Consider the following 24877-nt stretch of genomic DNA (forward strand, 5'->3'; position numbering starts at 1 on the left):
TTCTGCGTGTCTTCCTGGCTCGACTACACGATCAACGGGCTGATCGTCGGTAACGTCTACGCCCTCGTTGCGGTCGGGCTCGCGCTGATTTTCGGCGTCAGCCGGCTGATCAACTTTGCGCAAGGGTCGATCTACCTCGTCGGCGCCTATATCGGCTGGGTCGCGGTGGTGCAGCTGCACACGCCGCTGCCGCTCACCATCATCGTGGTCGCGGTGGCGGCAGCGCTGGTCGGCCTGATCATCGAACGGTTCGGCCTGCGTCCGCTGCAGAACTCGGTGCGCATCGCGCCGCTGCTGGCGACGATCGGCATCAGCTTCGTGCTCGATCAGCTCGTGATGCTGACCTTCTCGCCCAATCCGCGCGCGCTGCCGAGCCAGTTGCCGGATATCCGCTTCCAGATCGGCGGCGGCACGATCGGACCGCTCGATCTCCTCATCGCCGGTGTCGGCCTCACCAGCGCGTTGCTGCTGTTCGTGTTCCTGCGCTACAGCAAGCTCGGCTGGGCCGTGCGTGCCACCGCGCAGGACCGCGACGCCGCGATGCAGATGGGCGTCGACGTCAATCGCGTCAATCAGGCGGTGTTCGGCATTGCGGCTGCGCTCGGCGGCGTTTCCGGCCTGCTGGTCGGCATGTATTACAACCAGATCGACACCGCGATGAGCCTGCAGGCGACGCTCAAGGGCGTCGTTGCCGAAGTCGTCGGCGGCGCCGGCAACGTGCCGGGCGCGGTGATCGGCAGCCTGCTGCTCGGACTGGTCGAGAGCTATGGCGTCGCCGTGTTCGGCACCAGCTACCGCAATCTGTTCGCATTCCTGCTGCTGGTCGTGGTGCTCGTGCTGCGCCCGAACGGTCTGTTCGCCAGCGCACGGCAGGCGCCGCCCGAGCCGCTCACCGGCACTTTCATTGCGCCGAGCCGCCCGGTGCGTATTCCGCGCTGGGCTCTGCTGATCGCGACCGCCGTCTTCGCGATCCTGCCGCTGTTGCCGGTGTCGTTCTACGTGCTCCAGACCCTGATCAACGCCTGGCTGCTCGGCATGCTCGCGCTGAGCCTCACCCTGGTGGCAGGCACGATCGGCCAGGTTTCGCTCGGGCACGCCGCGCTGCTCGCGATCGGCGCCTACACCTCCGCGCTGCTGTCGCTCACGTTCGCCGTCCCGGTCGGCCTTGCCATCATCGGCGGCGGCTTGATGAGCGCGGCGCTGGGCACGGCGCTGATCTCACCGTCGTTCCGGCTGCGCGGACATTATGTGTCGATCGCGACGCTCGCGATCGGCGAGATCGTCTCGCTTGTGATCCTGAACTGGGAGAGCGTCACGCGCGGTCCGATCGGCATTTCCGGCATTCCGCCGCTGGCGCTATTTGGCTATGAGCTGGTCAGCCCGATTTCGATCTACTGGTTCAGCTTCATCGTGATGGTCGTGCTGGCGCTGCTGCAGGGACGCCTGCTCGGCTCGCATCTCGGCCGCAGCTTTCGCGCCATCCGCGACGACGACATCGCCGCGCGCGCCTATGGGCTCAGCCTGAATCGCTACAAATCGCTCGCCTTCATCTTCGGCGGCTTTGCCGCCGGCGTCAGCGGCGGCATCGCCGCGCACCTCTATTCCTACATCAACCACGAGACCTTCAACACCCAGCAATCCATCCTGGCGCTGACTGTGGTGATCCTCGGCGGCCTCGGCAATGTCGTCGGAGCGATTCTCGGGGCGGTCGCGCTGGTCGGCCTGCCGGAAGTGTTCCGCATTGCGGCGGAGTATCGCATCCTGATCTACGGCATCGTGCTGCTGCTGCTGGTGCGGTTCAGGCCGCAGGGCCTGTTGGGGACGATGTGATGAGCACGACCATGCTGTCCCTGCGCGGTCTGACGCGGCGTTTCGGCGGCCTCACCGCCGTCGACGCCATCGATCTCGATCTCGCCAAAGGCGAACTGATCAGCATCATCGGCCCGAACGGGGCCGGCAAGACGACGCTGTTCAATCTGGTGACCGGGCTTGACCTGCCGGACGCCGGGACGGTTCGCTTCGAAGGTCAGGACATCACGGGTCTCTCGCCGGAACGGCTCGCCGCCGAAGGCATCGCGCGCACGTTCCAGCTCGGTCGCGTGTTTGGCAATCTCAGCGTCATGGACAACGTCTTGATCGGCGCCCATACGCGGCTGCGTGCCGTCAAGCCGGCCGTGCCGCTGATCGGCCCGCTGCTGGAACTGGGTCTGGCGCTGCTGCGCCCCGCCAGCGTCAAGGCCGAGGAGGAGCGGCTGCGCGAGGAGGTGAAGGTCATTCTCGCGCGCTTCGGCGAGCGGCTGCTGCCGCGCATCGACCAGCCCGCCTACAGTCTCTCTTACGCCAACCGCCGCCGCGTCGAGATCGCCCGTGCGCTCGCCTTGAGGCCGCGCCTGCTGCTGCTCGACGAGCCGACCGCCGGCATGAATCCAACCGAAACCACGGAGATGCAGGGGCTCGTCGCCGAGCTGAAAGCCGAAGGGCTGACGATCTTGCTGATCGAGCACAAGCTCGAAATGGTGATGCGCCTGTCCGATCGCGTCATCGTCATGGACGAGGGCAAGAAAATCGCGGAAGGCCCGGGTGAACAGGTGCGCGGCGATCCCAAGGTGATCGAGGCCTATCTCGGCCACGGCCTGACGACGAAGCAGGAGAGCGCGGCATGACGAACCCGCCTCCCGATGCGCTGCTGACGCTCACCGACGTCAACACCTTCTACGGTCAGGCCCAGGTGCATTTCGACCTGTCGATATCAGTTCCGCGCGGCCACATCGTCTGCCTGCTCGGCGGCAATGCCAGCGGCAAATCGACCACGATGAAGATCATTTTGGGCCTGGTGAAGCCGCGCTCGGGCGAGGTGACTTTCGACGGTGCCTCGCTGCTCGGACTTACCACGCCGCAGATCGTCCGCCGCGGCATTGCCTCGGTGCCGGAGGCGCGACGGCTGTTCGCCGACATGAGCGTGCGCGAGAACATCCTGATGGGTGCGTTCGTGCGCAACGACCGCGAGGCGATCGCGCAGGATCTCGACAAGATGCTCACGCTGTTCCCGAAGCTCGGCCAGCGGCTGTCGCAGCGCGCCGGCTCGCTCTCGGGCGGCGAGCAGCAGATGGTCGCGATGGCGCGCGCGCTGATGAGCCGTCCCAGGATGATCGTGATGGACGAGCCGACCATGGGCCTGTCGCCGCTTTACGTGGACCGCGTGCTGGAGCTGATCCGCACCATCAACCAGGAGGGCGTCTCGGTCTTCATGGTCGAGCAGAACGCCAGCCTCGCGCTCGAGATCGCGCACGAGGCCTATGTGCTCCAGACCGGCAAGATCGTTCTCTCCGGCTCCGCCCGCGCGCTGAAGGACGATCCCCGCATCCGCGATGCCTATCTCGGCGGCTCCGAGGCCGCGTAAGGGGTCCGCTGTCGTCTCCTCCCTCCCGCAAATCCGCATATGCGATCATCGGGTGGAAGTCGAGTCTGGCCAGTATGACCACCTTATGAAAAGATCATACCGCTCGTGCGATGGGCGTGCGCAGTGGACCGAATGATTGACGTGACGAGATTATCTTTGCGGGCGGTCGAGCCCGGGATGGTGCTGCTGTTCGGCGGGTTGATCGCGGCCAACATCGGGGCGTGGGCCTGGGCCTTCGCGGCGTTCGGTGACCGGCCGACGGTGATGGCGACCGCGCTGCTCGCCTGGGTGTTCGGCCTGCGCCATGCCGTCGATGCCGACCATATCGCGGCCATCGACAATGTCGTGCGCAAGCAGATGCAGGCAGGCGGCACGCCACGTAGCGTCGGTCTGTATTTCGCGCTCGGCCATTCCACGATCGTCGTGGTGGCGACCATGCTGCTCGCGCTCGGCGTCGTGAGCCTCGGTGGCGACAGCCTGCTCAAGGAGATCGGCGGCTTCATCGGCACCTCGGTCTCGGCGCTGTTCCTGCTGGTGATCGCGGCCATCAATCTCCTCATCTTCGCCGGCCTGTGGCGGACGTTTCGCACGGCACGGGAGCAGGGGATTCACGACGCCGAGGGCCTCGATGCCCTGCTTGCCAATCGCGGCCTTCTGGCGCGGCTGCTCGGCCCGATGTTCCGCCTAGTGACAAAACCCTGGCACATGTATCCGCTCGGCTTTTTGTTTGGGCTCGGCTTCGACACCGCAACCGAAATCGGTCTGCTCAGCATCTCCGCCAGCGAAGCCGCGCGCGGCGCTTCGTTTGCCGATGTTCTGGTTTTCCCCGCGCTGTTCGCGTCGGGCATGGCGCTGGTCGATACCGCCGATTCGACACTGATGGTGAGCGCCTATCGCTGGGCCTTCGTCGATCCGCTGCGAAAGCTCTGGTACAACCTCACGATCACAGGAGCTTCCGTGGCGGTGGCGCTGTTGATCGGGGGAATCGAGGCGCTCGGGCTGATCGCGGACCGGCTCAGCCTGTCCGGCGGCGCGTGGGCATTGGTCGACGCGCTCAACGACTCGCTCACCAATGTCGGCTTCGCCGTGATCGCGCTGTTCGCGATCGCATGGCTCGTCTCGGTCGTGCTCTATCGGCGGATGTTTGCAGTTGAGCGGCGGCGCGCGGCCGATGCGCTGATCGGCGCCGACGCCACCGAAGCGGCCTGATCGACAATCCGCTGGGTCAGGCCGACGCTGCGCTCGCGACCTGCTCCGCCGGCAGGTCGTCGGCATTGGGATCGCCCGGCGCGGTGGCCCAAGCCAATTCCACCAGCGTCACGAATCTGCGGCCGGCGCCGTCGAGCTGACAGACGATCAGGCCCTGCTCTTCCATGTAGCCGAGCAGGCGCTGCGCCCGGCGCAGCGAATGCGAGCCGTAGGCGCGCGCGATCGCGGCGTCGCCGGGACACGGCCAGCCTTCTTTCGCCGCGCGCGCGATCATCATGAACACGCCCTGCATGTCGTCGGGCAGGATCGAGGCGCGGAGCGACACATCCTGCCAGGCGTCGTCCTCGGCATGCTCGGCGCCGAGCCCGGCGCGTGCGCGCGTCAGCATGCGACGGAATTCGGTGAGGTCGGGCACCGCCGAGCCGAGCCCCTCGATGCGGCAGCGAACCACGAACTCCTGGTACAGCACGCCGACCGCGCGGAAACCGGCGTCGGGCGCGGCGAGCACGGCACGAAGGGTCCGATCCACGCGCTCGCGCCGTTCGGCGAGCTCCTCGGCGCTGACCGGAACCTCGATCATTTCGGGCCCGATCTCCGGTGCCGCAGCCTTCGCGGCGCGGAGCTGCTCGAGCAGATCGGGCGCGGGCCGGCGCTGCGGCCGGCTGGCATCGGGGGGCGGCGCGGCCAGGATCACGGCGCGCATGTTTTCGAGTGCGGCTTCGGGCATCGGCATCAGCCGCGGCGTGGAATTGCGCGGCTGGGTTTCGGTCGTGCCGATATTCAAACGCAGGGGCCGTCGCGACAGCGCGGGGCCGAGCGCCATGAATTGTCCGCGTTCGAGATCGCGAAACGATTCGGCCTGCCGCCGCTCCATGCCGAGCAGGTCGGCGGCGCGCGCCATGTCGATGTCGAGGAAGGTGCGGCCCATCAGGAAGTTGGACGCTTCCGCCGCGACGTTCTTGGCTAGCTTTGCCAGCCGCTGGGTCGCGATGATCCCGGCGAGCCCGCGCTTGCGGCCGCGGCACATCAGATTGGTCATCGCGCCAAGCGAAAGCTTTCGCGCTTCGTCCGAGACTTCGCCCGCGACTGCAGGCGCAAACAGCTGCGCCTCGTCGACGACCACCAGCATCGGATACCAATGGTCGCGGTCCACATCGAACAGCCCGCCGAGGAAGGCCGCGGCGCGGCGCATCTGGTTTTCGGCGTCGAGCCCTTCGAGATTGAGCACGGTGGAGACGCGATGCAGCCGTGCGCGCTCGCCGGCAACCTGAAGGCCGCGTTCGGTGTGATCCTCGGCCTCGATCACGAGATGGCCGAAATGCTCCGCCAGCGAGACGAAATCGCCTTCGGGATCGATGATGGCCTGCTGCACCCAGGGTGCGCTCTGCTCCAGCAACCGTCGCAGCAAATGCGATTTGCCGGAGCCCGAATTGCCCTGCACCAGGAGGCGGGTCGCCAGCAGTTCCTCGAGGTCCATGGCGGCCACAGCGCCCGCCGTGGTCTGCCCCATCTCGATTGCAACCGTCATGCCCGACTCAAGTCCTATCATTCGCGAACAGGGACTTAACAACCCGGTCGCGGCGCGTCGAGCACCATGGCGGAAATCATGCGTTGTTGCCCACGGCGGAGTTCAGGCGTGATTCGATTGCCGTAGAAGTGCGGGCCGATAGGGCGCTTGCGGATCGTCGTCCTCATCGGAAGGAATGGCGCAGGAGCCGAATTCCTGCCTGATCCGCTCGATCTCGGCGATACGCTCGTGCAGCCGCTGCAGATGCTCCGGGGATGTCGCCCGCCAGAATCGAAATGTGTCGGCGGTGAGCGGCATGAACGCGGTGCCGAACAGCGTTGGCTCGGGAACGACGGTGCGCCCGAGCAGCAGGAACCGGTCGGCGCCGGAGACGACGAGCGTCGCGTAGCCGCGATTTCCGATTCGCTTGATGCCGTTCAGCGACCATTCGGCGAGCTTGCTGAAATAGGGCTCCTCGCGCCAGCGATCAGGGCAATGATCATCGACGGTGACGTTGACGGCGTCCTGGCTGAAATGCACGATGATGCCCGACTTCGCGGGAAACCAGTGGTCGTCGAGATGGCCTTGCAGCCAGGCGCAGACGAATGAACGGCACATCTGGGGACGGCGCTCGTAGATGGTGCAACCCGTGCCCGTCTGCCAATGCTTGCACAGCTGGTTCACCGGCTTGTCGACGGCGGCGACTTCGAGGATGTCGCAGCAGGCATTGCACGAGCCGCATTGTCGGGCAGGCTGGGCTGTCCTGGTCGGGCCGGTTCCGCGAAAACCCTGGCCGTCGCGGACCAGCAGCTTCTGCTTCTCCAGCGCGTTCAACGCACGTTCGATTTTGAGACGGGACAGTCCGGTGGCGTCGATCACGCCCTTCATCGTCGTCGCGCCTGCCTCTACTGCGCGGACGACGCTCAGCATCGCCTGGTCCATTGCTTCTTTTTCTTCGATTTTTCTTGTCTGGATCCGAACGCGGGGACTGCAAACCGTGTCTGGAAAAGCCGTAAAAGACTGTCTTGCAAAGCTATGTTACTCAGGCACATCTGCCAGACAAGACGGCGAGCCTGGCGCGCGCGCATGCGGCGTTTGCGCAAATGAAGGATCTCGTCCGAAGCGTGCGACCTCGTTCGAGCGCGCGGCGGACAAGGATTGTGCGCTTTGGTTCAGTTCGAGCGGAAATGCCGCATTTTCACGCTGCGCCACGTCTAGAAATGACGAGCCACATGGGCTCTGTGTCATTCAGGCGTGATATTTGCGGTAAAAGCAGGAGGGAACTGAAAGCGACACGATCGCGTGATCGATGACTCGCGATCACTCCTGTTGAGTTTGCGTCACACCAGGAACAGTGCCGCGCGCGATCATTTGCGTGAGAGCATGGTGGCAGCCCCAGGCGCGACGCTCAGCCCCGGTGTCTTGGGAGCGTAAGCGCCGACGCGTCCGATCGCGAATGGAAGCGCCCGTTACAGCGCGCCCGATCCGCCCTGCACGATCTTCTCGTTGAGCTTCAGGTCCACGGTCTCGACCGTGCGGTCGATCTCTGCATTGGGCGCGCCGAGCTGATGCGAGATCAGCTTCACCAAGAGATCGACGCGCTCGATGAAGGGCGCGCCGCCGGCCACCGCGCGTGCGGCCGACGACGGCTTCAGCAGGCTCTCGGCAGCCTTGGCGTACTTCGCGAACGGCACCTGGTCCTGCGGATCGGCGCCGAGACGCCGCGCGATGGCGTCGACATGCTCGTAGATCGTCTGCGAGCGCGCGAGATCGCCGTGCACGGCGTCACGGATCGACTGCGGCTCGTGCGGCGTGATGCAGCGGTAGTTGCCGGTCAGCAGCATCGACCATTTCGCTAGCGGCACGAACAGAGAATCGAACACCTTCAGCTTCACCGGCACGTCGTGGCCGTCCAGGGTCACCGCGTCGATGTCGGCTTCGAGCTCGCGCAGCACCTTGTTGTGCTTCTCGTCGGCGAACACGGATGCCTTGAAATTCGTGGGCAGACCGACGTGAAGCACGTTCGCAGCCTCTTCCGGCGGACGGAACGCCTGCGGGTCGGGCGAGCACAGGGTCACCAGCCCGGGCTCGAAGCGCTCCCACACCTGCGCATTGGTGTAGGCCTCCTCGAGATCCATGTCTGCGAGCGAGGGGATCCGCTTCAGATAGGGCAGCGGCGGCATGTTCATGATCGACAGGCACGGCAGCTTCGCCGCGGCGATCCTGACCATGAGAACGCGCACCGTGTGGTTGGTGTATTGCGGCTCCTGCATCGCAAGGCCGACCATGTCGTAACGGGACAAGTCCACATTGGCCGGCGTCACGGCGTCGAGCTTGCCGGGCAGGTCGCGCGAGAAGATGGCGCGGTGAACCGCCTCGTCGCGCAACTTGATGCGCACTTCGGTACCCTCGCGGTTGATCAACTCCGCGGTCTTGGCGCGGCAGACCAGGGTCACGTTGTGCCCCGCCATCAGCAGCTTCGTGCCCAGCAGGGAGCCGTAGGAAGCCCCGAGAATCAGGATGTTACGCGCCATGTCTCGTCCCTTTGACAATTTGTGCGATTTTTGAGCCCCGGCCGTCATCCGCGGGCGAGTTTGGCCGGCATGTAAGGCAAAGTGCGTGGGGATGGCAACTGGGATAATGGATACAAGGCACGGAAGGCTCAGCAGGCGGCCCGGCGTGTTGCTTGACGCCGAAAGCGCGACGGCGCCTCACCGGCGACGGGTTCTGCATGTCCATGAGTTGCTCAAATAACTGGCTTACCGAAGTAAGAAATGTTGCACGCCTCAATCGCCCGGGCTCGCCCAGAACGCGATCATACCTCGTCACGTCTCGCGCGCCGGGTGCGGATGAGCGACATCGAGGATTTCGTCGCGCGGGTTTTCCTGCGACGTCGACCGCGGGAAAGTCCCGTGGCGAAGGGCGTCGGCATCGATCAGGCGGCAACCCGCCGCATCTTTTGTCGCTGGCGTGATTGGTGGCACGGCGGATCGGCGTCATCAGGAATTCATGATGGAAGCCGACACAGGCGATGCCTTCTCCCTCGTTAAATGAGCTCCAATTTTAGTCGTCCACCGCAACAAAAAACTGCAAACGCGGAACAGCAAAAAATGGCAGAGTGGTGCGGGGCCTAAACTGTGTATCAGCAACGGAGCTGAGACGTGACGATTGAGTTGGAGTCGGCGTGAGACTTGCTTTGCGACCGGTTCGTTCGGACTGTAGTCCGTCTGGTCCAGTGCCCCCGCCCGCGAAGGGAAAGCGGAATGATCATCGGGGCGGCAGACGCAAGCGCGATCACGCACGCGTGATATCGCATCGAGCAGACATGCAGGGCGTTGCGCTAACAGCGCTGCGCCGAGTCCAAGCAACCGCCGACGCGCCGTTCGGGGACTGTCATGGAACATGATCATTGGCCTCACGGCACGTGCGACGGCGCCGGTCGAAGCCTGGCGTGCTTGCGGAAACGCGCGTCCGATTTTTTCGAAAGCTTGTCCGTCGCCGAACTCGTGCGCGAGGCGCACAGGCATCGGTGGATTTCGGACTGGTTGAGGATCTCAGGCGAGTACCGGATCTTCGCCGAATCGGTGCGCGCAGCCGGTTCAGCTCAGATCGCGCGGGAAGCGTGGCTGTGCTCGCTGACGGCCCTTGAAGTCGCGAGGAACCTGTCTTGGCCCGGAGATCCCGGGAGTACCGACCTCGTAGACAAGGTCGGACTCAGCCTGAGGGGCTTCGAGGAGAACGCCGGTTCGGCGATCGAGCGCGTGGAGATCGACTGCTTTGATCAAGGCTCGCTTGCGGGCTACTTTCTGCCGGCGTTCCCCGATCGGTCTTTCGCACCCGCGGTTATCTGTGTCAGCGACGAGGACATCACCCTGGGCTCGATGATGAGCAGGCTGTTGCCGGCCTCCGGGCGACGGAACATGTCGCTCCTGCTCGTTGATACCGGCAATTCATCCGGTCGCAGCCCCTTCAAGCCGGCGCATATTCTGCAATGCTGGCTGGATTACCTGGAAGCGCGTCCGGACGTCGATTCGCAGCAGATCGCGGTCTACGGCGAGGGGGCGGCCGCCAGTCACGCATCCCGTCTTGCCCTCCTGGATCGCAGGATGGCTGCCGTCGTGGGCGACGGCGGCATTGCGACGCCGGTCATGCGCCGGGCATCGCTGCGCTGGATGATCGGCGTCGAGCAGACGGTCCGTGACGGGACCTCAACGGGTTCGTTGCCGCCGTCGCGTCGGATCCCTTGCCCACTTCTGATGGTCGTCGGGAGCCGCTCAATGGTTTGGGAGGAGGATGCTCTCGAACTGCAAGCCGGCTATCGGCAGGCCGGAGCCGATTGCGCGACCGTCGTGCCGAACTGCATTCCGCACCCCCTGGGCGAGGTCGAGAATTTCATCGCGGTGGACGATTTCATTTTCGAATGGCTCGACAGCAAACTCGGAATTGCCCCCCAGCTGGGCTCTGTGACCTACCTCTGAGCCGCGCAAGAGATTGGGAAGGCGAGAAGAGATTGGGGATTGATCGAGGCGCACGTTCCGCGTCTGAGGTCAGGGGGTCAGGAGGCGTCGATGGCCAGCAACCGTGCGGCCAACCGGGCATTCTTCGCAATCGTTGCGAGCGCGGCATTCAGATCGGCCAAGGTCTTCTCGTCGAGCTCGTTGAACATGGTCGAGTTCAAGGCAAGCTTTCTCTTGGACAGCTTTTCGATCTCCGAGGTCGCCTTTGCGGTGAGCGACATCAGGACGTAGCGTGCGTCGTCTGCTGCCGGCCGTCGCGATAGGAAGCCGCCCTTTTCGAGGGCCTTGGTCTGGTTGGTCACGAAGGCCGGGTGGACCCGCAGCTTGTTTGCGATGTCGATTCCGGCGACACCTCGCCCCTGGTCCAGTTCAGTGATTGCCATCAGGATCAGCCACTGCGGCTCGGTAATGCCCAGCAGTCCGGCCCAGCTGGTGTGGATGTCCTCCAGCTGGGAATGAATTTCAACGACGTTCCAGATAAAGTCCGTAATCGCCCTGTCGAGTTTCTTCTCGATCATGTGGCTCCCTCCCCATTTGTTCTATGAGCCATCTTTAATGGGATATCTTGGAAGCGTCTCGAAAATCGCGCGCCGACGACAGGGAGATACCGCGCAGCTGAAATCACAGGACAAATTATTGCTTGCAAAGAACAATTAATTTTATTATCGACTATCGTACTCTATTTCGCTGCTCTTGACCCGCTCGATGGACAGCGATGCGAGACCTCCAAGAAGCCCTCGGGATGCCCCCTGAGGGCTTTTCTTGTTTGGTTATATGGAATCTTCGCTACCAAAGCCGCCGCTGTTGCTCTTAAGCCACATCCCGGCCGGAACTGTCGATTCATCAAATCAATAAATTGAGGCAGTTGTTTTTATAAACTATATGTGAAGCCACGACGGAGGGGGGGCACCTCGCTGTCGTTTCAGTCCGGACCTTCGTGCGGATCTGAATTGATCGAAATTGAGAGGGTAAAGCGGCGTCCACCGAGGACCCGAGCCCCCTGAACCGACCTGGAGGTTTACTAATGAAGTTGACGAAGACACTCTTTCTCGGCTCGGCTGCCGGCCTGATGGCCGCCTCCGGGGCGTTCGCAGCCGATCTTCCCGTGAAGGCCAAGGCGGTCGAATACGTGAAGATCTGTTCGCTGTACGGCGCCGGCTTCTACTACATCCCGGGCACCGACACCTGCATCAAGCTCGGCGGCTACGTGCGCGCTGACGCGAACTTCAACACCAACTCGGACTTCAATCCGAACCAGGGCGGCACTGCCGGTGCTCGCAACCGCCTGATGAACTACTACACCTTCCGCGCTCGTGAAGACCTCAACATCGACACCCGCACAGCGACCGAATACGGCGTGGTCCGCACCTTCTTCGACGGCGTCTTCACCTGGACGAGCGGCAACTATACCCCGACCGGGTCGGCAACGGGCGCAACCCAGTACAGCGGTACGCTCGGTCTCAACGCTGCCGGCACCGGCCTCGTTGGTTCGAATGGTAGCGGCAACGTCAACGGCACCGACGGCAACACCTCGGGTGGCGCACTCGGCGTGTACTACGCCTTCATTCAGTTCGCCGGCTTCACCATGGGTAAGGCCGTGTCGCAGTTCGATGCGCCCTGGACCAACTATCCCGGCAACATCACCGACAACCTCGTCGGCGGCAGCGGCACGGTCACTGGTGTCAACCAGTTCACCTACACCGCCGACTTCGGTCAGGGCATCACGGCGTCGTTCTCGGCTGAAGACGTCTCGGCCTACTATCAGGCCGGAAACGTCAACATGACCGGCGCGACCGCGGGCGGCATGATCGGCGGCTCGTACGGCACCAACGCGATCGGCGGCACTCGTTCGCCGAACCTCGTTGGTACGGTCCGTGTCGACCAGGCCTGGGGCCTGTTCCAGGCGTCGGTGGCTGCGCATGACAACCACGTCGGTTATTACGGCGCGACCGAGCCGACCGGCCACCCCGACGACAAATGGGGTTGGGCGGTTCAGCTCGCTCTGTCGATCAAGAACATCCCGACCGGCGCGGGTGACACGATCAACATCCAGGGCGTCTACACCGACGGTGCGACCCGCTACAACTTCCAGAATCTGTCGGGCAGCAGCTACGCGCTGTACGGCAATTCGGGCATTGCTGGCTCTTACGGCAGCATCGGCTTCGCCAGCGCTCCCGATACGGTGTTCGTGACCGGCAGTTCGCAGGAAACCGTCAAGACCTGGGGTTTCCGCGGCGCTTACACCCACAACTGGGATCCATACTGGAACTCCTCGCTGTACGGTGCCTACGCACAGGCCCAGTTCGGCACGCTGGCCAAGACCACCCTCTGCGGCGCCGGCGGTGCTGGCGGCGTGTTCGGCGGCCTGGCCGGTGTGACGGGTTGTAACCCGGACTTCGCCATCGGCCAGCTCGGTGTCGTCACCCGCTGGACCCCGGTCAAGAACCTGACGTTCTCGGCTGACGTCTCCTGGACCCACCTCGACCAGAAGTACTCCGGTACGGTTGGCCTCGTCCCGAACGTTATTACCGCTAAGCCGGCCGCGGTTTACGAACTGAAGGACCAGGACTCGATCGCCATGATCCTCCGCGCTCAGCGCAACTGGTAAGATCTGTCGAAACACATGAACGAACACCCGGCGGGAAACCGCCGGGTGTTTTTTTTGCGCAAAGCAGATGATGTAGGACGGCGAAGCCCCGGTGCCCGGATGGAGCGCAAGTGCGATCCGGGGCCGCTCGCGCGGTGTCTGGCACCTTCCCGGATTACGCTTGCGCTCCATCCGGGCTACGGGATCGCGCCTGTGTCGCTCCTCTGTCAATCGTTGGCCGCAAAAATATTCCACTTTACCGAAATTCGGTTTTGGCGTATGTGTCACTCATCCCGGCTCATCCTTGAGGGGCGATCTTGTGGTCGTCACGTTCGCGAGCCGGGCTTGCGGTGGACGCGGCAGCGTTCGGGTACGAGTGGCCAAGGGCAGGGCGGATTGCTCTCCGTGAGCCCAAGGCTTCGTTCCGACGAGCGGCGCTGCTAGGCTTCGTCTCGTCTGTAAGTTTCCGGCTCTGTCGACAGGGCTGGAAAAACTGCGGCGAAATGGCGAGCCGTGCGTACGGCAAAACCGTGTGGTCCTGGCCGTCGTTGCTACGGTCAAGCTCTTGCGGATGCGGCATCTGCGTCAACCGGCGCGGTGTCGGTGAATTTCGCGAAGGCGAGGGAGGCCAAAGAGAACTCGGCTCCCGGGAGAGCACGGCATAAGCCGTCCAACCATCGCGCAGGGAAGGCCGAGTGATTGGCTACACCTGTATGCTGCTGTGCGGTTTTCCTGCGTGTGCTTTTCGCGCAGCGGACCGCGGGTGCCAGCCGGCACCCGGCCTTCCCTGCGCCCTCTTGGACAAGAGGGTGGAGCTACCAGGCAAAGCTCGGGCGAAATGCGCCGCGAGGACGCGAAGCTGTGTCCGCGGCTACACACTCCCTGTCATCGCCCGGCTTGACCGGGCGATCAGTATTCCGAGACAGTTTATGACTGAACCGAGAAGCCGCGGCGCACTGGATTCCCCGCTTTCGTGGGAATGACAGTGGTGCTGGGAGGACGAAGCTGCCGCCTCATACGCCGTCATTGCGAGCGCAGCGACGCTTCCGCCTTCGCTAAAGCTTCGGCGGACACGTCGCTGCGCTCGCAATGACGGCTTGACGGAGTGTGCGCCACATTTCGTTCTCGCCAACGCTGCGCAATCTTCCGCAAGTAGCGCAGAATCCGCGCGCGGAATTTACGCGTGCCTCACCCCTGGTTCGCGACGCGCGCGCGGTCGAGGTGCTCCTCGATCTTGGGACGGTCGCGGGTGCGCTCGAAACTGGTGCAGAGCAGTTCGGTCTCCTCCAGCGAAACCGGCGCGCGATACAGCCGGCACATGAATTCGGCCGTTGCGCGTCCCTTGCCGGTACCCGGCCCGCGTTCGGCGAGAAACATGCAGTCTCGGCAGATGCTGGCATCGAGCCGCTGATGCGCCGCGTCGAGGTGATTGAGGATCTCGCGCAGCGAATCGCGCAGCCTGACGCACTCGTCGGGTCCGAGCGCGGTGACCGCGTTCAGCACGTGATTGATCGGATCGTGCTGGCTCAGGCACTTCTCGCCCTGCGCAGTGACGTGCAGCACGACAGAACGCTTGTCTTCGTGCGACGGCTTTCGCACCAGGAAGGATTTGCCCTCCAGCGTCTTCACGATCTGCGATGCAGTGGCCCTGGTGGCGCCGATGAAGCCGGCCAGCGCGGACGGCGTGCGCGAAAACCTGTTGGCGCGGCCGAGGAAGCGCAGCGCCATCCATTCTCGATCGCGCAACCCATGCTGATTGCCTTCGAAATACCAAGCCCTCGCCGCCTGAACCAGCAGCTCCACGGCTTCTCTTGCCAATGGCATGAATTCCTACCTTGCCCCGGGAAAAACGTTTGCGGCGCCCCGGAGCCGCCTTCGGTCGTTGCGCACCAGCCGTTCGCGAGAAGCTGCAGCACCGGCAATGTCCGATACATGCACCGTGCTCTTCTCTCGCATGAAGGCACGGACTGCCCGGGGCCCGACCCGGACCGATGGGCATTGCAAGCTATGGCGCGGGAAGCGGTGTTGCTGATGGTATGCCATTCGCGGCGTCGTCGCACGGGAGCCCGAGTAGCCGTCGCCAGCAGACGATGGATCGGAGTAGTTCAACCGAAGCCCCTAAGGTTCAAGTCACACGCAGACGTTTCTTATCTTCGACGAAACGATGAATGAGCTTCTCAACAAAATCAAGTAGAGACCCTCTCGGAGACTGGATGTCGTCGCAGGCGAATGTAACGTTCAAGACAATCTCGGGCTTCGGGGACACATGATGGTGAACGCAATACGCTGTCCCACCAGCAACATGCACGCGACTATGCGACAGTTTTATTGCACGGCCCATTGTTGGCAGTCGTTGATGCAAGTTGATCGAAGCTTGTGCACGACGACGATGTGCCTCGGCATGTCATCCACAACTTGTGCGTTCTGCCAAGAATTGTCCGAGGGAACTCACAGGAAGTACACGCGGCGGTTGTCCGGGCCGGAGGATGGAGTCGCATTCGGCGCGGCTGCCTCACCCGAACGGTGGAGAAGATCACGGCCGAAACCGGAGACGGTCGCGCAGGCGCATGCGCTGTAAGCGTGGCGGCATGCGCAATCGCCTGTCGAAAACAACGAGCAAGGTGCGATCGCGGGCGCCTCGCGGCCGACCCAAGTTGAGACTTGCTAGTCGCCCTTGAGCATATCCCGCAGTTCGCGAAACGGATCGGCGCTTGGCGCAGCCGAGGCGTCCTGCCTCATCGCGCCGTAGATTCTCGGAACCATGTCGACCGCCTGATCGAGCCCCGAATCACGTCCCGTTTGGTATCCGCCCATCAGGCGAAGGTCGCGCGTGTCCTCGTATTTGGCGATCATGGCGCGCAGCTTGCTCACCAATTCGCGCTCTTCGGGATCCCAGACGTTATGGGCGAGGCGGGAGACCGAACCCAGAACGTCCACCGCCGGGTAGCGCGCCTGGTCGGCGATGTGCCTGGAGAGCACGATGTGTCCATCGAGTGTGCTGCGGATGGTATCGGCGATCGGCTCGTTGTGATCGTCGCCGTCCACCAGCACGGAGAAAATCCCGGTGATCGTCCCGGACCCCTCCTCGCCGGGGCCGGCGCGCTCCAGAAGGCGCGGCAGATCGGTGAAGACGGTGGGTGCGTAGCCGCGTGCGACCGCGGGCTCGCCGGCGGCGAGCGCAACTTCACGGGCTGCGTGGGCGAAGCGGGTGATCGAATCGACCATGAGCAGGACCGATTCGCCGCGGTCGCGGAAATATTCGGCGACCGCCATGGCCGTCTTCGGCGCCAGTCGTCGCATCATCGGGCTCTCGTCTCCCGTCGACACGATCGTGACGGCGCGGTGACGATCGGCGCCCAGCACGTCCTCGATGAACTCGCGCACCTCGCGGCCGCGCTCGCCGACCAGCGCCAGCACGACGGTGTCGAAGCCCTGACTGCGGGCGAGCATCGCAAGTAGCGTCGATTTACCGACGCCGGAACCGGCAAAGATGCCGACGCGCTGGCCGGCGCAGATCGGGGCGAACAGGTCGATGACGCGTACGCCGGTGCGCAGCGGCTTGTGGACTCGTGCGCGCTTCATGGCCGAAGGCGCCTCCGCCTCGGCCGAGACCGGACGCGATCCCGGGGTGAGAGGGCCCTGTCCGTCCAGCGGCGCCCCGAGCGCGTTGATGACGCGGCCTTTCCAGCTCGGATCCGGGGCGAAGGACAGGGGCGGCATCCGGTAGGCGACCGAGCCGAGGCCGCCGGCGAACTGCCGGTCGAACGGCTTGGCGATGATGCCTTCGCTGTCGATCCGCACCACCTCGCCGATCTGGGGCTTGCCGCCGGAGTTGACGCCGATCAGTTCGCCGAGCCTGACGAAGCGCGACAGGCCGGAGACGCGGAAATGTGTCGACGCGATCTCGGAGATCGCGCCGCTGACGCTTGCCAGGGGAGTGCTCTGCTGAAGCTCCAGCAGCGCCCACTCAAGTTGCCGAAGAGCGTTCAAGGAAACCGTCCAACCTCATTGCGCGCGGGGCGCAGTCTATTTGCCGGGTTCGCCCAGCGTCCGGATTGCGTTCTGGAGCGAGCTCTCGGTGCCCTCGATCATCGAATTGGTGCCGTCGAAGGCGCGCGAGGCCGCGATCAGCTTCGTCAATTCCATCATCGGATTGGCGCCGGAGCCCTCGACATAGCCCTGCTTGAAGCCGTCGCGGGAGAAGTCGGCGATGGCTGTCGCAGGCCGGTTGGGCGTGACGCCCGAATTGCCGTAGCGGTCGAGATTGGCGTCGGCGGGAATGTTGAACAGGCCGATGGTGCCGATTTCGTTGTTGTCCTGGGTGATCGCGCCGCTGCGCGCGATGGAGACCGGTCCGCCGTTCGGATCGAGGGTGATCTGGGCGCCGCCGGAATCGATGACCGGGAAGCCGGACACGGTCTGAAGGTCGCCGTTGGCGGCGATCTGGAGGCGACCGTCGCGCGTATAGACCGTGCCGTTCGGACCGGCGAAGGCGATCCAGCCCTGTCCGACCACGGCGACGTCGAGCGGGTTGCCGCTCTCGGTGATGCTGCCCATCTCGCGCGAGATGATGTTGTCGCCGGGCGAGGAGAAGGCGACCGGGTTCGCGCCCGCCTTGGACAGCACCGTCTCGAACTTCACCACGTCGGTGCGGAACGCCGCCGTGTTGACGTTGGCGACGTTGTTGGCGATCGTCTGGAGGCGCTTTTCGAGGGCGACCTGCGCCGACAATCCTACATAGAGGGCCGATTGCATGACTTACCTGTTGAACTTGATGTTCTGAAGTGTCGTGAGCACGTTGCTATCCATGCTGATCGACGGTGCGGCGCCGCCGATCAGGACCAGCGCCGGGTTGGTCGAGGTGTCGCTCTGGGCCTGGGTCGCATCCCACATCGCCGCGAAGCGCTGCACGAATTTGGTGACCTTGGCCGGGTCCTGGAAATCGGTGAGCTTGATCTTGCTCGTGATCATCTTGGCCTGGGCATCGATATCAGCCGAGCTGATCGTCGATGGCAGCCCGAGCGCCGTCTGGACCACTTGCGTCATCGCCTTGTCCGCGAGGATCTGGTAGGAATTGGTGATCGTGGAGGCCTTGCGCGTGAAATAGAGCGCCAGCCGCAGGCCCTCGTTCTGGTCGCCCGCCTTCTCCTCCATCGTCTGCGTGACGTATTGGGTCGCGGTGCCGGTCGTGGCCGCGGCGGTTTGGGTCGCCTTGTCGCCGAGGGCGGCGAAATTGAAGGCGGCGGCGAATTGCCGATAGCGGGTGTCGGTCAGCTTGTTGGCGAAGGTCTTGTTGTCGGCGATACCCTCGGTCAGCACCTTGCGCATGAACGCCTTGGCGTAGGTCATGTCGCTGAGGCCATATGCCTTCATCGCGTAGGAATAGAGGCGATAGTCCTTCAGGAAGTCGTCGATGGTCTTCACGTTGCCGATGTGGCTGAGGAAGTAATCGGTATCGCGGCTGACATCCGGCTGCGTCGCGACCTGTGTCAGCGACTTGCCCATGTCCTTGGTCAGTCTGGTGTAGTCCGCGATGGTGGATAGCATGACCCGCGCCCCTCTGGCCGCTCTCGCGACGTCGTCCCAAGCTGCCGTGAATCGCTTGCGCGAGGCTGGCGAGGGGGAAGCCAGCCTCGCGCAAGGCTCGCCGACTAGATATTCCCGATGGGATCGGTGATGGAGCGGCGCGTTGGGCAGTTTCGTGGGGATCGTCATCACGGTAGCGGCACTGCTGGGCGGATTCGCCGCCATGGGCGGGCATCTGGGCGTGCTCATGCAGCCGTGGGAGTTCGTGATCATCATGGGCACCGCGGCCGGCACCTTCATCATGGCCAATCCCTGGAAGACGGTCGCGGATACCGGGCTTGCCTGCGTGCAGGCAGTGACGGGGGCGGTGCCCGGCCAGCGCTACTATCTCGATCTGCTCGGCGCGCTGCACGCGCTGATGCGGGAGCTGCGGGGCAAGGGCCGCAACGAGGTCGAGGCGCATATCGACGATCCCGCGTCCTCCGAGATCTTCAAGGCGTTCCCGAGCGTGCTCGGAGATCCGTCGCTGCTCCAGTTTATCTGCGACTACGTCCGTCTCATCATCATGGGTAATGCGCGAACGCACGAGATCGAAGCGCTGATGGACGAGGAGATCCACACCATCGTGAAGAGCAAGCTGGCGCCCTATCACGCGCTGGTGGTGGTCTCGGAAGCTCTGCCTGCGCTCGGCATCGTCGCCGCGGTGCTCGGCGTCATCAAGGCCATGGGCGCACTCGACCAGTCGCCGAAGCTGCTGGGCGGCTTCATCGGCGCCGCCCTCGTCGGCACTTTCGCCGGCATTTTCCTGTCCTACGGCATCATTTCGCCCTTCGCGATGAAGGTGAAGATGACGCGGGAGAAGCGTTGCCGGCCCTACATCATCGTCAAGCAGACGCTGCTGGCGTTCATGAACGGCGCCATGCCGCAGATCGCCGTCGAGCACGGCCGCAAGATGATCGCGAGCCCCGAGCGGCCCTCGATCGACGTCGTCGAGAACGAGACGATCGCGGGCCCCAAGGCGGTCGTGACCGAAGCTGAACCGAAGGCTGCGCGCGCATCATGATGGAAGCCCTCGACGTCGATCAGCGCAAGCCGCTGCCGAACTATCTGCTGGACGCCGCCGGCATCTCGATCGAGCGCATGCCGATGCTCAATGTGATCTTCGATCGCATGGCGGCATCGTGCACGGACAGCCTGCAGCCGATGGCTGGAACGCCATGCTATTTTTCGGTCAACGGCATCACCAACGACCGTGTCGGCGACATCGTCAAGGACTACGAGGCGAACGCGGTCGCGGCCGTGCTCTATGCCGAGCAGTGGGACTCCCGCATCATCATCATGCTCGACCGCGACTTCGTGTTCACGATGGTCGAGGCGATGTTCGGCTCCGACGGCGCCGAACCGCCGCTCGACGTCGAGCGCAGCTTCTCGAACATCGAGATCCGCCTGGTCCAGGCGCTGTTCGAGCGGTTCGCCAAGGCGCTGCAATCCGCTTTCGCCGGCACCTCCAACGTCACCTTCCGCGTCGAGCGGGTCGAGACCGCCATGGCGTCGCTGGCGATCGGGCGCAGCGGCAACATGTCGATCTGCGCGAACATCATGCTGCAGGCGCTCTACCGCGGCGGTCAGATGTTCCTCATCATTCCGCACTCCGCGCTCAACCCGCTCAGGCAGAAGCTCGCGACCGTCGTCGTCAGCGACGGCCGCGCGGCCGATCCGCGCTGGCGCGAGCAGATGGAGACCGAGGTTCACCGCACCGAGGTGACGCTGAGCGCCGTGCTGGACGAGAAGATGATTTCGCTCGGCGACGTCGTGAAGTTCCAGGTCGGACAGGTGCTCGAGCTCGAAGCCACGCCGCGCACGCTGGCCCGGCTCGAGAGCAACAACCAGGTGCTGTTCTGGTGTCAGATCGGCCAGCTTGATGGCTATTACGCCATGCAGGTGGCAGATCCCGTCGATCAGAAACGGGAGTTCGTCGATGATATCCTATCTCGTTGATGCCGTGCTGCTGATCGCGCTCGCCTTCACCAGCATGCGGGTGACCCGGATGCATCGTGAGCTGGCGCGGCTGCGCAGCTACCAGGGCGAGTTCTCGACCATCGTCCAGGAGACGGCAGGCGCCTTCGACACGGTCATCACCGCGGCGCATGATTCCACCGCAAACCTCGGACGGCTTGCCAACGTGCTGAGCACGAAGATCGATCAGGCCCACGAGGCTATCGCGGCGCTCGATGCGAGGAGCGGGCTCGGATCCGCGGCGACCGCGGGCGGCGCCGACGTGAACAAGCATTGAAGCCGAAACCGGCGGAATAAATACGGTCGGAACGTTGCGGCGCTCCGGGAGTGGAAATACCAAGAGGCGATACCAGATGGCGCAATCCTTCGATTATGAGTCAGCATCGGCGTCCGACGAGGGGCATACCGAGACATCTCCGCTGGAGCGGCTGGCGGAGATCGCCGCGCGCACTGCGGAGGAGACCGGCAAGTTCGCCAATGTCGACGCTATCCTGCGCATTCCCGTGACCATGCAGGTGGTGCTGGGATCGGCCACCATTCCGGTGGCAAACCTGATGAAGCTCGGCCGCGGCGCGGTGGTTCCGCTCGACCACCGGGTCGGCGAACCCGTCGACGTCGTCGTCAACGGCCGCGTCGTCGCCCGCGGCGAGGTGGTCGTGGTCGAAGAAGACAATTCCCGCTTCGGCGTCTCGCTCACCGAAATTGTCGGGCCGTTGGGACAGGGTGATACCTGACCATGGCGGCACAGGTCGGCATGGCTCCCATCAAGCAGCGAGGCGTTGCCACGCTGGGCGGGACGGAGAAGGTCGCGGCACTCCTGCTCGCCATGGGCCGGCAGGCGGCCGCGAGCGTGCTCGCGCAGTTCGAGCCGCAGGATATCCGCACCGTTACAAAGGCCGCGGCCGAGCTGCGGCCGATCACGGCGCAGGAACTCGAAGCGATCGTCGAGGAGTTCGCCCAGCAATTCTCGATGGGCGCCAACATTCTCGGCACCCTCGGCGGCCTGGAAGCCGTGCTCGGCGACGTGCTTCCGGCCGACCAGGTCTCGGCCATCATGTCGGACCTGCTCGGCAATTCGAGCCGGTCCGTGTGGGACCGCGTCTCGTCGGTGTCGGAAAACTCACTGGCAAGCTACCTGTCCAAGGAGCATCCGCAGACCGCGGCGCTCATCCTGTCCAAGGTCAAGCCGTCCTGCGCCGCCAAGGTCATGAGCCAGCTGCCGTCGAGCCTGCGCAACGAGCTGATGCGGCGCGTGCTCAGCCTCAAGCCGATCGTCGACGACGCCCTGAGGGTCCTCGAGAAGACGCTGCATGAGGATTTGACGCTGAATTTCGCCCGCAACCTCGGCGCGGACACTTATGCCCGCGTCGCCGACATCATCAACAAGATGGAGCGCGGACATATCGAGGACATGCTGAAGAGCCTGTCGGAGAAGCGGCCGAAGTCGGCCGAAGTGCTGAAGGAGCTGCTGTTCACCTTCGACGACGTGACCAACCTGACGCCGAAGGCGCGCACCATGATCTTCGACCAGGTGCCGACCGATCGCATCGTCATCGCGCTGAAGGGCACCGACAAGCACTTCCGCGAGATGATCCTGTCCTCGGTCGCCTCGCGCGTCCGCCGGGTCGTCGAGCACGAACTCGCCATTGGCGAACCGTCGAACCAGCGCGATGTGCTGGAGGCGCGGCGCGTGATCACCGACCTCGCGCTCGACCTCGCGGAAAAGGGCGAAATCGAGCTCAACCCCGAGCAGGAGGATGAGCTGGTCTTCCGCTGACCGCTGAACCGGCATGGCAGAAACAACCGATCAGGAGAGCAAGACAGAAGAGCCGACCGAGAAGAAAGTCCGCGATGCGCTCGAACAGGGCAAAATCCCGGTCTCTCGGGAGGCTTCCATCTTCGCGTCGATGGCGGCTCTGATGGTGATCCAGATGTTTCTGATCGGTCAGGGCGTGCAGCAATTGACGCCGATGCTGACGGGCTTTCTCGACGATCCCGACGGCTTCCCTCTCAGCACCGGGGCCGACGCCCTCAATCTTCTCACCGTGGTAGGCCTTCAGGCATTGCGATTCCTGGTGCCGCTAGTTGTCACTCTGTCGGCGTTCGGGCTGGCAGCCTCGCTGTTGCAAAATGCTCCCAGCCTGGTGCTCCAGCGCATCACGCCGGATCTATCGCGAATCTCGCCGCTCAGCGGCTGGAGCCGGCTGTTTGGATCGCAGGGCCTTGTCGAGTTCGCCAAGTCGCTGTTCAAGCTCGCCGCGGTGACTATCGTCGTCGTGTTCGTTCTGCGCTCGTCGGAAGCGAAGGCGTTCGAGGCGATGTACACTGATCCGGTCGCGCTGCCGGAGATGATTCTCAATATCGCCATGCGAATCGTCTCGGCGATCTGCATCGCGACCATCGTCCTGGTCGCGGTCGATCTCGCCTGGGCGCGCTTCCACTGGCGGCGCGAGCTGCGCATGACGCGGCAGGAGATCAAGGACGAGCACAAGCAGGCCGAAGGCGATCCGCTGATCAAGGCGCGCCTGCGCTCGCTGGCGCGCGACCGCTCGCGCCAGCGCATGATCGCCTCCGCATCGCGCGCGACGTTGGTGATCGCGAACCCGACGCACTTCGCGATCGCGCTGCGCTACAATCGCGAAGAAAATCCGGCCCCGATCGTCGTGGCGAAGGGCATGGACGTGATTGCGCTGAAGATCCGCGAAGTCGCCGAGCAGAACCGAATTCCGGTGATCGAGAACAAGGCGCTGGCGCGCGCGCTCTACGAGGCGGTTCAGGTCGACCAGGTGATTCCGGCGGAGTTCTTCCGGCCGGTCGCCGAGATCATCTACTTCCTGCAGTCCAAGCAGACGCCGCGATCCGAGAAGGTCCAGTAGAATTCCGAGGACGGCGTCCCTTCCATCAGCCTGACGAAAGCTTGCGACCCTAAGGTTACACCGTCTGAACCAGAATGGTGCTGCCGTGGGACCGCTCTATCTCTTCGAACTCGCATCGTCGCAGGCGCGATATCTCGAGCTCCGCCAATCGACGATCGCCACCAACGTCGCCAACGCCAACACGCCGGGCTTCAAGGCGCGCGACGTCGAGCCCTTCAACAAGGTGCTCGATGGCATGCCGGTGAGGCTCGCGACGACGGCGCCATCCCACATGCAGCTCTCCGCTGCCGAGAGCGACACCCGGGCGACCGCGAAGAAGGACAGCTGGGACGTGGTTCACTCCGGCAATTCCGTCAGTCTCGAGCAGGAAATGATCAAGGGCAGCGACGTCAGTCGCGACTACTCGATGAACTCGGCTATCGTGCGGTCGTTTCACCGCATGCTGCTGTCGAGTGCGAAGACCTGAGGTGAACTGACATGCTGGACTCACTGCAATCCTCGTTGACGGTCGCGAGCTCCGGGCTCGAAGCGCAGTCGACGCGCATGCGCATCGTCTCGGAGAACCTCGCCAACGCGACGTCGACAGGGCGCGCCGCGGGCGCCGATCCCTATCAACGCAAGACGATCACCTTCGATGCCGCGATGGACCGCGCCTCGGGCGCGCAGCTGGCGAAGGTCAAGGAAATCGGCGTCGACACCACGCCGTACCGCGTGGAGTACGAGCCGGGGCATCCCGCTGCCGACAAGGCCGGCTACGTCAAGCTGCCGAACGTCAACATGATGATCGAGATGGCGGACATGCGGGAAGTCAACCGCTCCTATGAAGCCAATCTCCAGGTCGTGAAACAGGTGAGGTCGATGCTGGGCATGACCATCGACCTGCTGAGGAGCTGACAATGCTTGAAGCAATTTCATCCACGGCGATCTCAACTGCGCAGGCGGCGAGCCGCGCGACCGAGGCGCAGGCCATCTCGCCGGCGGCCACGCCCGCGATCCAGTCCGGCGGCGACGTCGGATTCGAATCGGTCATGAAGCAGGTGACGACGGACGCGATCGGGACGCTGAAGGCGGGCGAGGCTGCCTCGATCTCGGCGATGCAGGGCAAGGAATCGACGCGGCGCGTCGTGGAGGCGCTGATGTCGGCCGAGCAGGCCTTGCAGACGGCGGTCGCAGTTCGCGACAAGGTCGTGCAGGCCTATCAAGAAGTCGTTCGGATGTCGATCTGATCAAGGAGTGACG

23 protein-coding genes are annotated in these 24877 nt (G+C 64.0%); 15 read left to right on the forward strand and 8 right to left on the reverse strand.

Annotated features, from left to right (window positions below; genetic code table 11):
* The first annotated feature begins 6 nt into the window (after window positions 1-6).
* From ABIB91_RS10005 to ABIB91_RS10020, 4 genes are all read left to right on the forward strand, one after another.
* Entirely contained in the window at window positions 7-1830 is a 1824-nt protein-coding gene (locus ABIB91_RS10005; protein WP_354160425.1) for an ABC transporter permease, read from the forward strand.
* The gene (locus ABIB91_RS10010; RefSeq protein WP_219681517.1) at window positions 1830-2663 is read left to right on the forward strand and encodes an ABC transporter ATP-binding protein; all 834 of its coding nucleotides are present in this window, start codon (window positions 1830-1832) and stop codon (window positions 2661-2663) included. Before ABIB91_RS10005 ends, ABIB91_RS10010 begins: the two co-directional genes overlap by 1 nt.
* Window positions 2660-3400: an ABC transporter ATP-binding protein gene (locus tag ABIB91_RS10015; protein ID WP_007595939.1), complete on the forward strand. Its 741-nt coding sequence runs from the start codon at window positions 2660-2662 to the stop codon at window positions 3398-3400. The genes ABIB91_RS10010 and ABIB91_RS10015 overlap by 4 nt, the downstream gene beginning before the upstream one ends.
* A gap of 177 nt (window positions 3401-3577) precedes the next feature.
* Entirely contained in the window at window positions 3578-4609 is a 1032-nt protein-coding gene (locus ABIB91_RS10020; protein ID WP_354213014.1) for a HoxN/HupN/NixA family nickel/cobalt transporter, read from the forward strand.
* A 16-nt stretch (window positions 4610-4625) separates the two neighbouring features.
* Here ABIB91_RS10020 and ABIB91_RS10025 read toward each other — a convergent pair whose 3' ends face one another.
* The 3 genes from ABIB91_RS10025 to ABIB91_RS10035 all read right to left on the reverse strand — a co-directional run bounded on the left by ABIB91_RS10025 (window position 4626) and on the right by ABIB91_RS10035 (window position 8650).
* Window positions 4626-6137, reverse strand: coding sequence for a helicase HerA domain-containing protein (locus ABIB91_RS10025; RefSeq protein WP_354160430.1), 1512 nt, complete (start codon window positions 6135-6137; stop codon window positions 4626-4628).
* 102 nt (window positions 6138-6239) lie between these two features.
* Window positions 6240-7058 carry a CxxCxxCC domain-containing protein gene (locus ABIB91_RS10030; RefSeq protein ID WP_354160432.1) on the reverse strand — a complete coding sequence of 273 codons (819 nt, stop codon included), beginning with the start codon at window positions 7056-7058 and terminating at the stop codon, window positions 6240-6242.
* A gap of 527 nt (window positions 7059-7585) precedes the next feature.
* Window positions 7586-8650, reverse strand: a complete 1065-nt coding sequence (locus ABIB91_RS10035) for a ketopantoate reductase family protein (RefSeq protein ID WP_007595931.1) — start codon at window positions 8648-8650, stop codon at window positions 7586-7588.
* 861 nt (window positions 8651-9511) lie between these two features.
* Between ABIB91_RS10035 and ABIB91_RS10040 the strand changes: the two genes are divergently transcribed.
* Window positions 9512-10594, forward strand: a complete 1083-nt coding sequence (locus tag ABIB91_RS10040; protein ID WP_354160434.1) for an alpha/beta hydrolase family protein — start codon at window positions 9512-9514, stop codon at window positions 10592-10594.
* A 77-nt stretch (window positions 10595-10671) separates the two neighbouring features.
* Here the strand turns inward: ABIB91_RS10040 and ABIB91_RS10045 are convergent, their stop codons facing one another.
* Window positions 10672-11151 carry a MarR family winged helix-turn-helix transcriptional regulator gene (locus ABIB91_RS10045; RefSeq protein WP_007595922.1) on the reverse strand — a complete coding sequence of 160 codons (480 nt, stop codon included), beginning with the start codon at window positions 11149-11151 and terminating at the stop codon, window positions 10672-10674.
* Window positions 11152-11657: 506 nt separating this feature from the next.
* On the opposite strand from ABIB91_RS10045, the gene ABIB91_RS10050 reads away from it, so the two are divergent.
* Entirely contained in the window at window positions 11658-13241 is a 1584-nt protein-coding gene (locus tag ABIB91_RS10050; protein WP_354160436.1) for a porin, read from the forward strand.
* Window positions 13242-14408: 1167 nt separating this feature from the next.
* Here the strand turns inward: ABIB91_RS10050 and ABIB91_RS10055 are convergent.
* The 4 genes from ABIB91_RS10055 to ABIB91_RS10070 form a co-directional block, all read right to left on the reverse strand.
* Window positions 14409-15044: a MarR family winged helix-turn-helix transcriptional regulator gene (locus ABIB91_RS10055; RefSeq protein WP_007595918.1), complete on the reverse strand. Its 636-nt coding sequence runs from the start codon at window positions 15042-15044 to the stop codon at window positions 14409-14411.
* Between the two features lie 840 nt (window positions 15045-15884).
* The gene (gene fliI / locus ABIB91_RS10060) at window positions 15885-17210 is read right to left on the reverse strand and encodes a flagellar protein export ATPase FliI (protein ID WP_007595917.1); all 1326 of its coding nucleotides are present in this window, start codon (window positions 17208-17210) and stop codon (window positions 15885-15887) included.
* A 36-nt stretch (window positions 17211-17246) separates the two neighbouring features.
* Window positions 17247-17975, reverse strand: coding sequence for a flagellar basal-body rod protein FlgF (flgF, locus tag ABIB91_RS10065; protein ID WP_007595915.1), 729 nt, complete (start codon window positions 17973-17975; stop codon window positions 17247-17249).
* A 3-nt stretch (window positions 17976-17978) separates the two neighbouring features.
* A complete protein-coding gene (locus tag ABIB91_RS10070; RefSeq protein ID WP_219681291.1) occupies window positions 17979-18767 on the reverse strand; it encodes a DUF1217 domain-containing protein in 789 nt (262 codons plus the stop codon).
* Between the two features lie 142 nt (window positions 18768-18909).
* Here ABIB91_RS10070 and motA point away from each other — a divergent pair, with 142 nt between their 5' ends.
* From motA to fliE, 9 genes are all read left to right on the forward strand, one after another.
* Window positions 18910-19809: a flagellar motor stator protein MotA gene (gene motA / locus ABIB91_RS10075; RefSeq protein ID WP_354160439.1), complete on the forward strand. Its 900-nt coding sequence runs from the start codon at window positions 18910-18912 to the stop codon at window positions 19807-19809.
* Window positions 19806-20744, forward strand: a complete 939-nt coding sequence (locus ABIB91_RS10080) for a flagellar motor switch protein FliM (RefSeq protein WP_007595903.1) — start codon at window positions 19806-19808, stop codon at window positions 20742-20744. The genes motA and ABIB91_RS10080 overlap by 4 nt, the downstream gene beginning before the upstream one ends.
* Entirely contained in the window at window positions 20725-21039 is a 315-nt protein-coding gene (locus ABIB91_RS10085) for a hypothetical protein (RefSeq protein ID WP_354160441.1), read from the forward strand. The genes ABIB91_RS10080 and ABIB91_RS10085 overlap by 20 nt, the downstream gene beginning before the upstream one ends.
* Window positions 21040-21115: 76 nt before the next feature.
* Window positions 21116-21496 carry a flagellar motor switch protein FliN gene (fliN, locus tag ABIB91_RS10090; RefSeq protein WP_007595899.1) on the forward strand — a complete coding sequence of 127 codons (381 nt, stop codon included), beginning with the start codon at window positions 21116-21118 and terminating at the stop codon, window positions 21494-21496.
* A gap of 2 nt (window positions 21497-21498) precedes the next feature.
* Complete coding sequence (locus tag ABIB91_RS10095; protein WP_007595897.1) at window positions 21499-22539, forward strand: flagellar motor switch protein FliG; 1041 nt, start codon at window positions 21499-21501, stop codon at window positions 22537-22539.
* 13 nt (window positions 22540-22552) lie between these two features.
* A complete protein-coding gene (gene flhB / locus ABIB91_RS10100; protein WP_354127232.1) occupies window positions 22553-23638 on the forward strand; it encodes a flagellar biosynthesis protein FlhB in 1086 nt (361 codons plus the stop codon).
* A gap of 85 nt (window positions 23639-23723) precedes the next feature.
* Entirely contained in the window at window positions 23724-24104 is a 381-nt protein-coding gene (gene flgB / locus ABIB91_RS10105; RefSeq protein ID WP_354160444.1) for a flagellar basal body rod protein FlgB, read from the forward strand.
* Window positions 24105-24115: 11 nt separating this feature from the next.
* Window positions 24116-24532: a flagellar basal body rod protein FlgC gene (gene flgC, locus ABIB91_RS10110; RefSeq protein ID WP_007595894.1), complete on the forward strand. Its 417-nt coding sequence runs from the start codon at window positions 24116-24118 to the stop codon at window positions 24530-24532.
* Window positions 24533-24534: 2 nt separating this feature from the next.
* Complete coding sequence (fliE, locus tag ABIB91_RS10115; RefSeq protein ID WP_007595893.1) at window positions 24535-24864, forward strand: flagellar hook-basal body complex protein FliE; 330 nt, start codon at window positions 24535-24537, stop codon at window positions 24862-24864.
* Window positions 24865-24877 lie beyond the last annotated feature (13 nt).

It is taken from the genome of Bradyrhizobium sp. JR4.3, from assembly GCF_040547695.1.
GTDB classification, from domain to species: Bacteria; Pseudomonadota; Alphaproteobacteria; order Rhizobiales; family Xanthobacteraceae; genus Bradyrhizobium; species Bradyrhizobium canariense.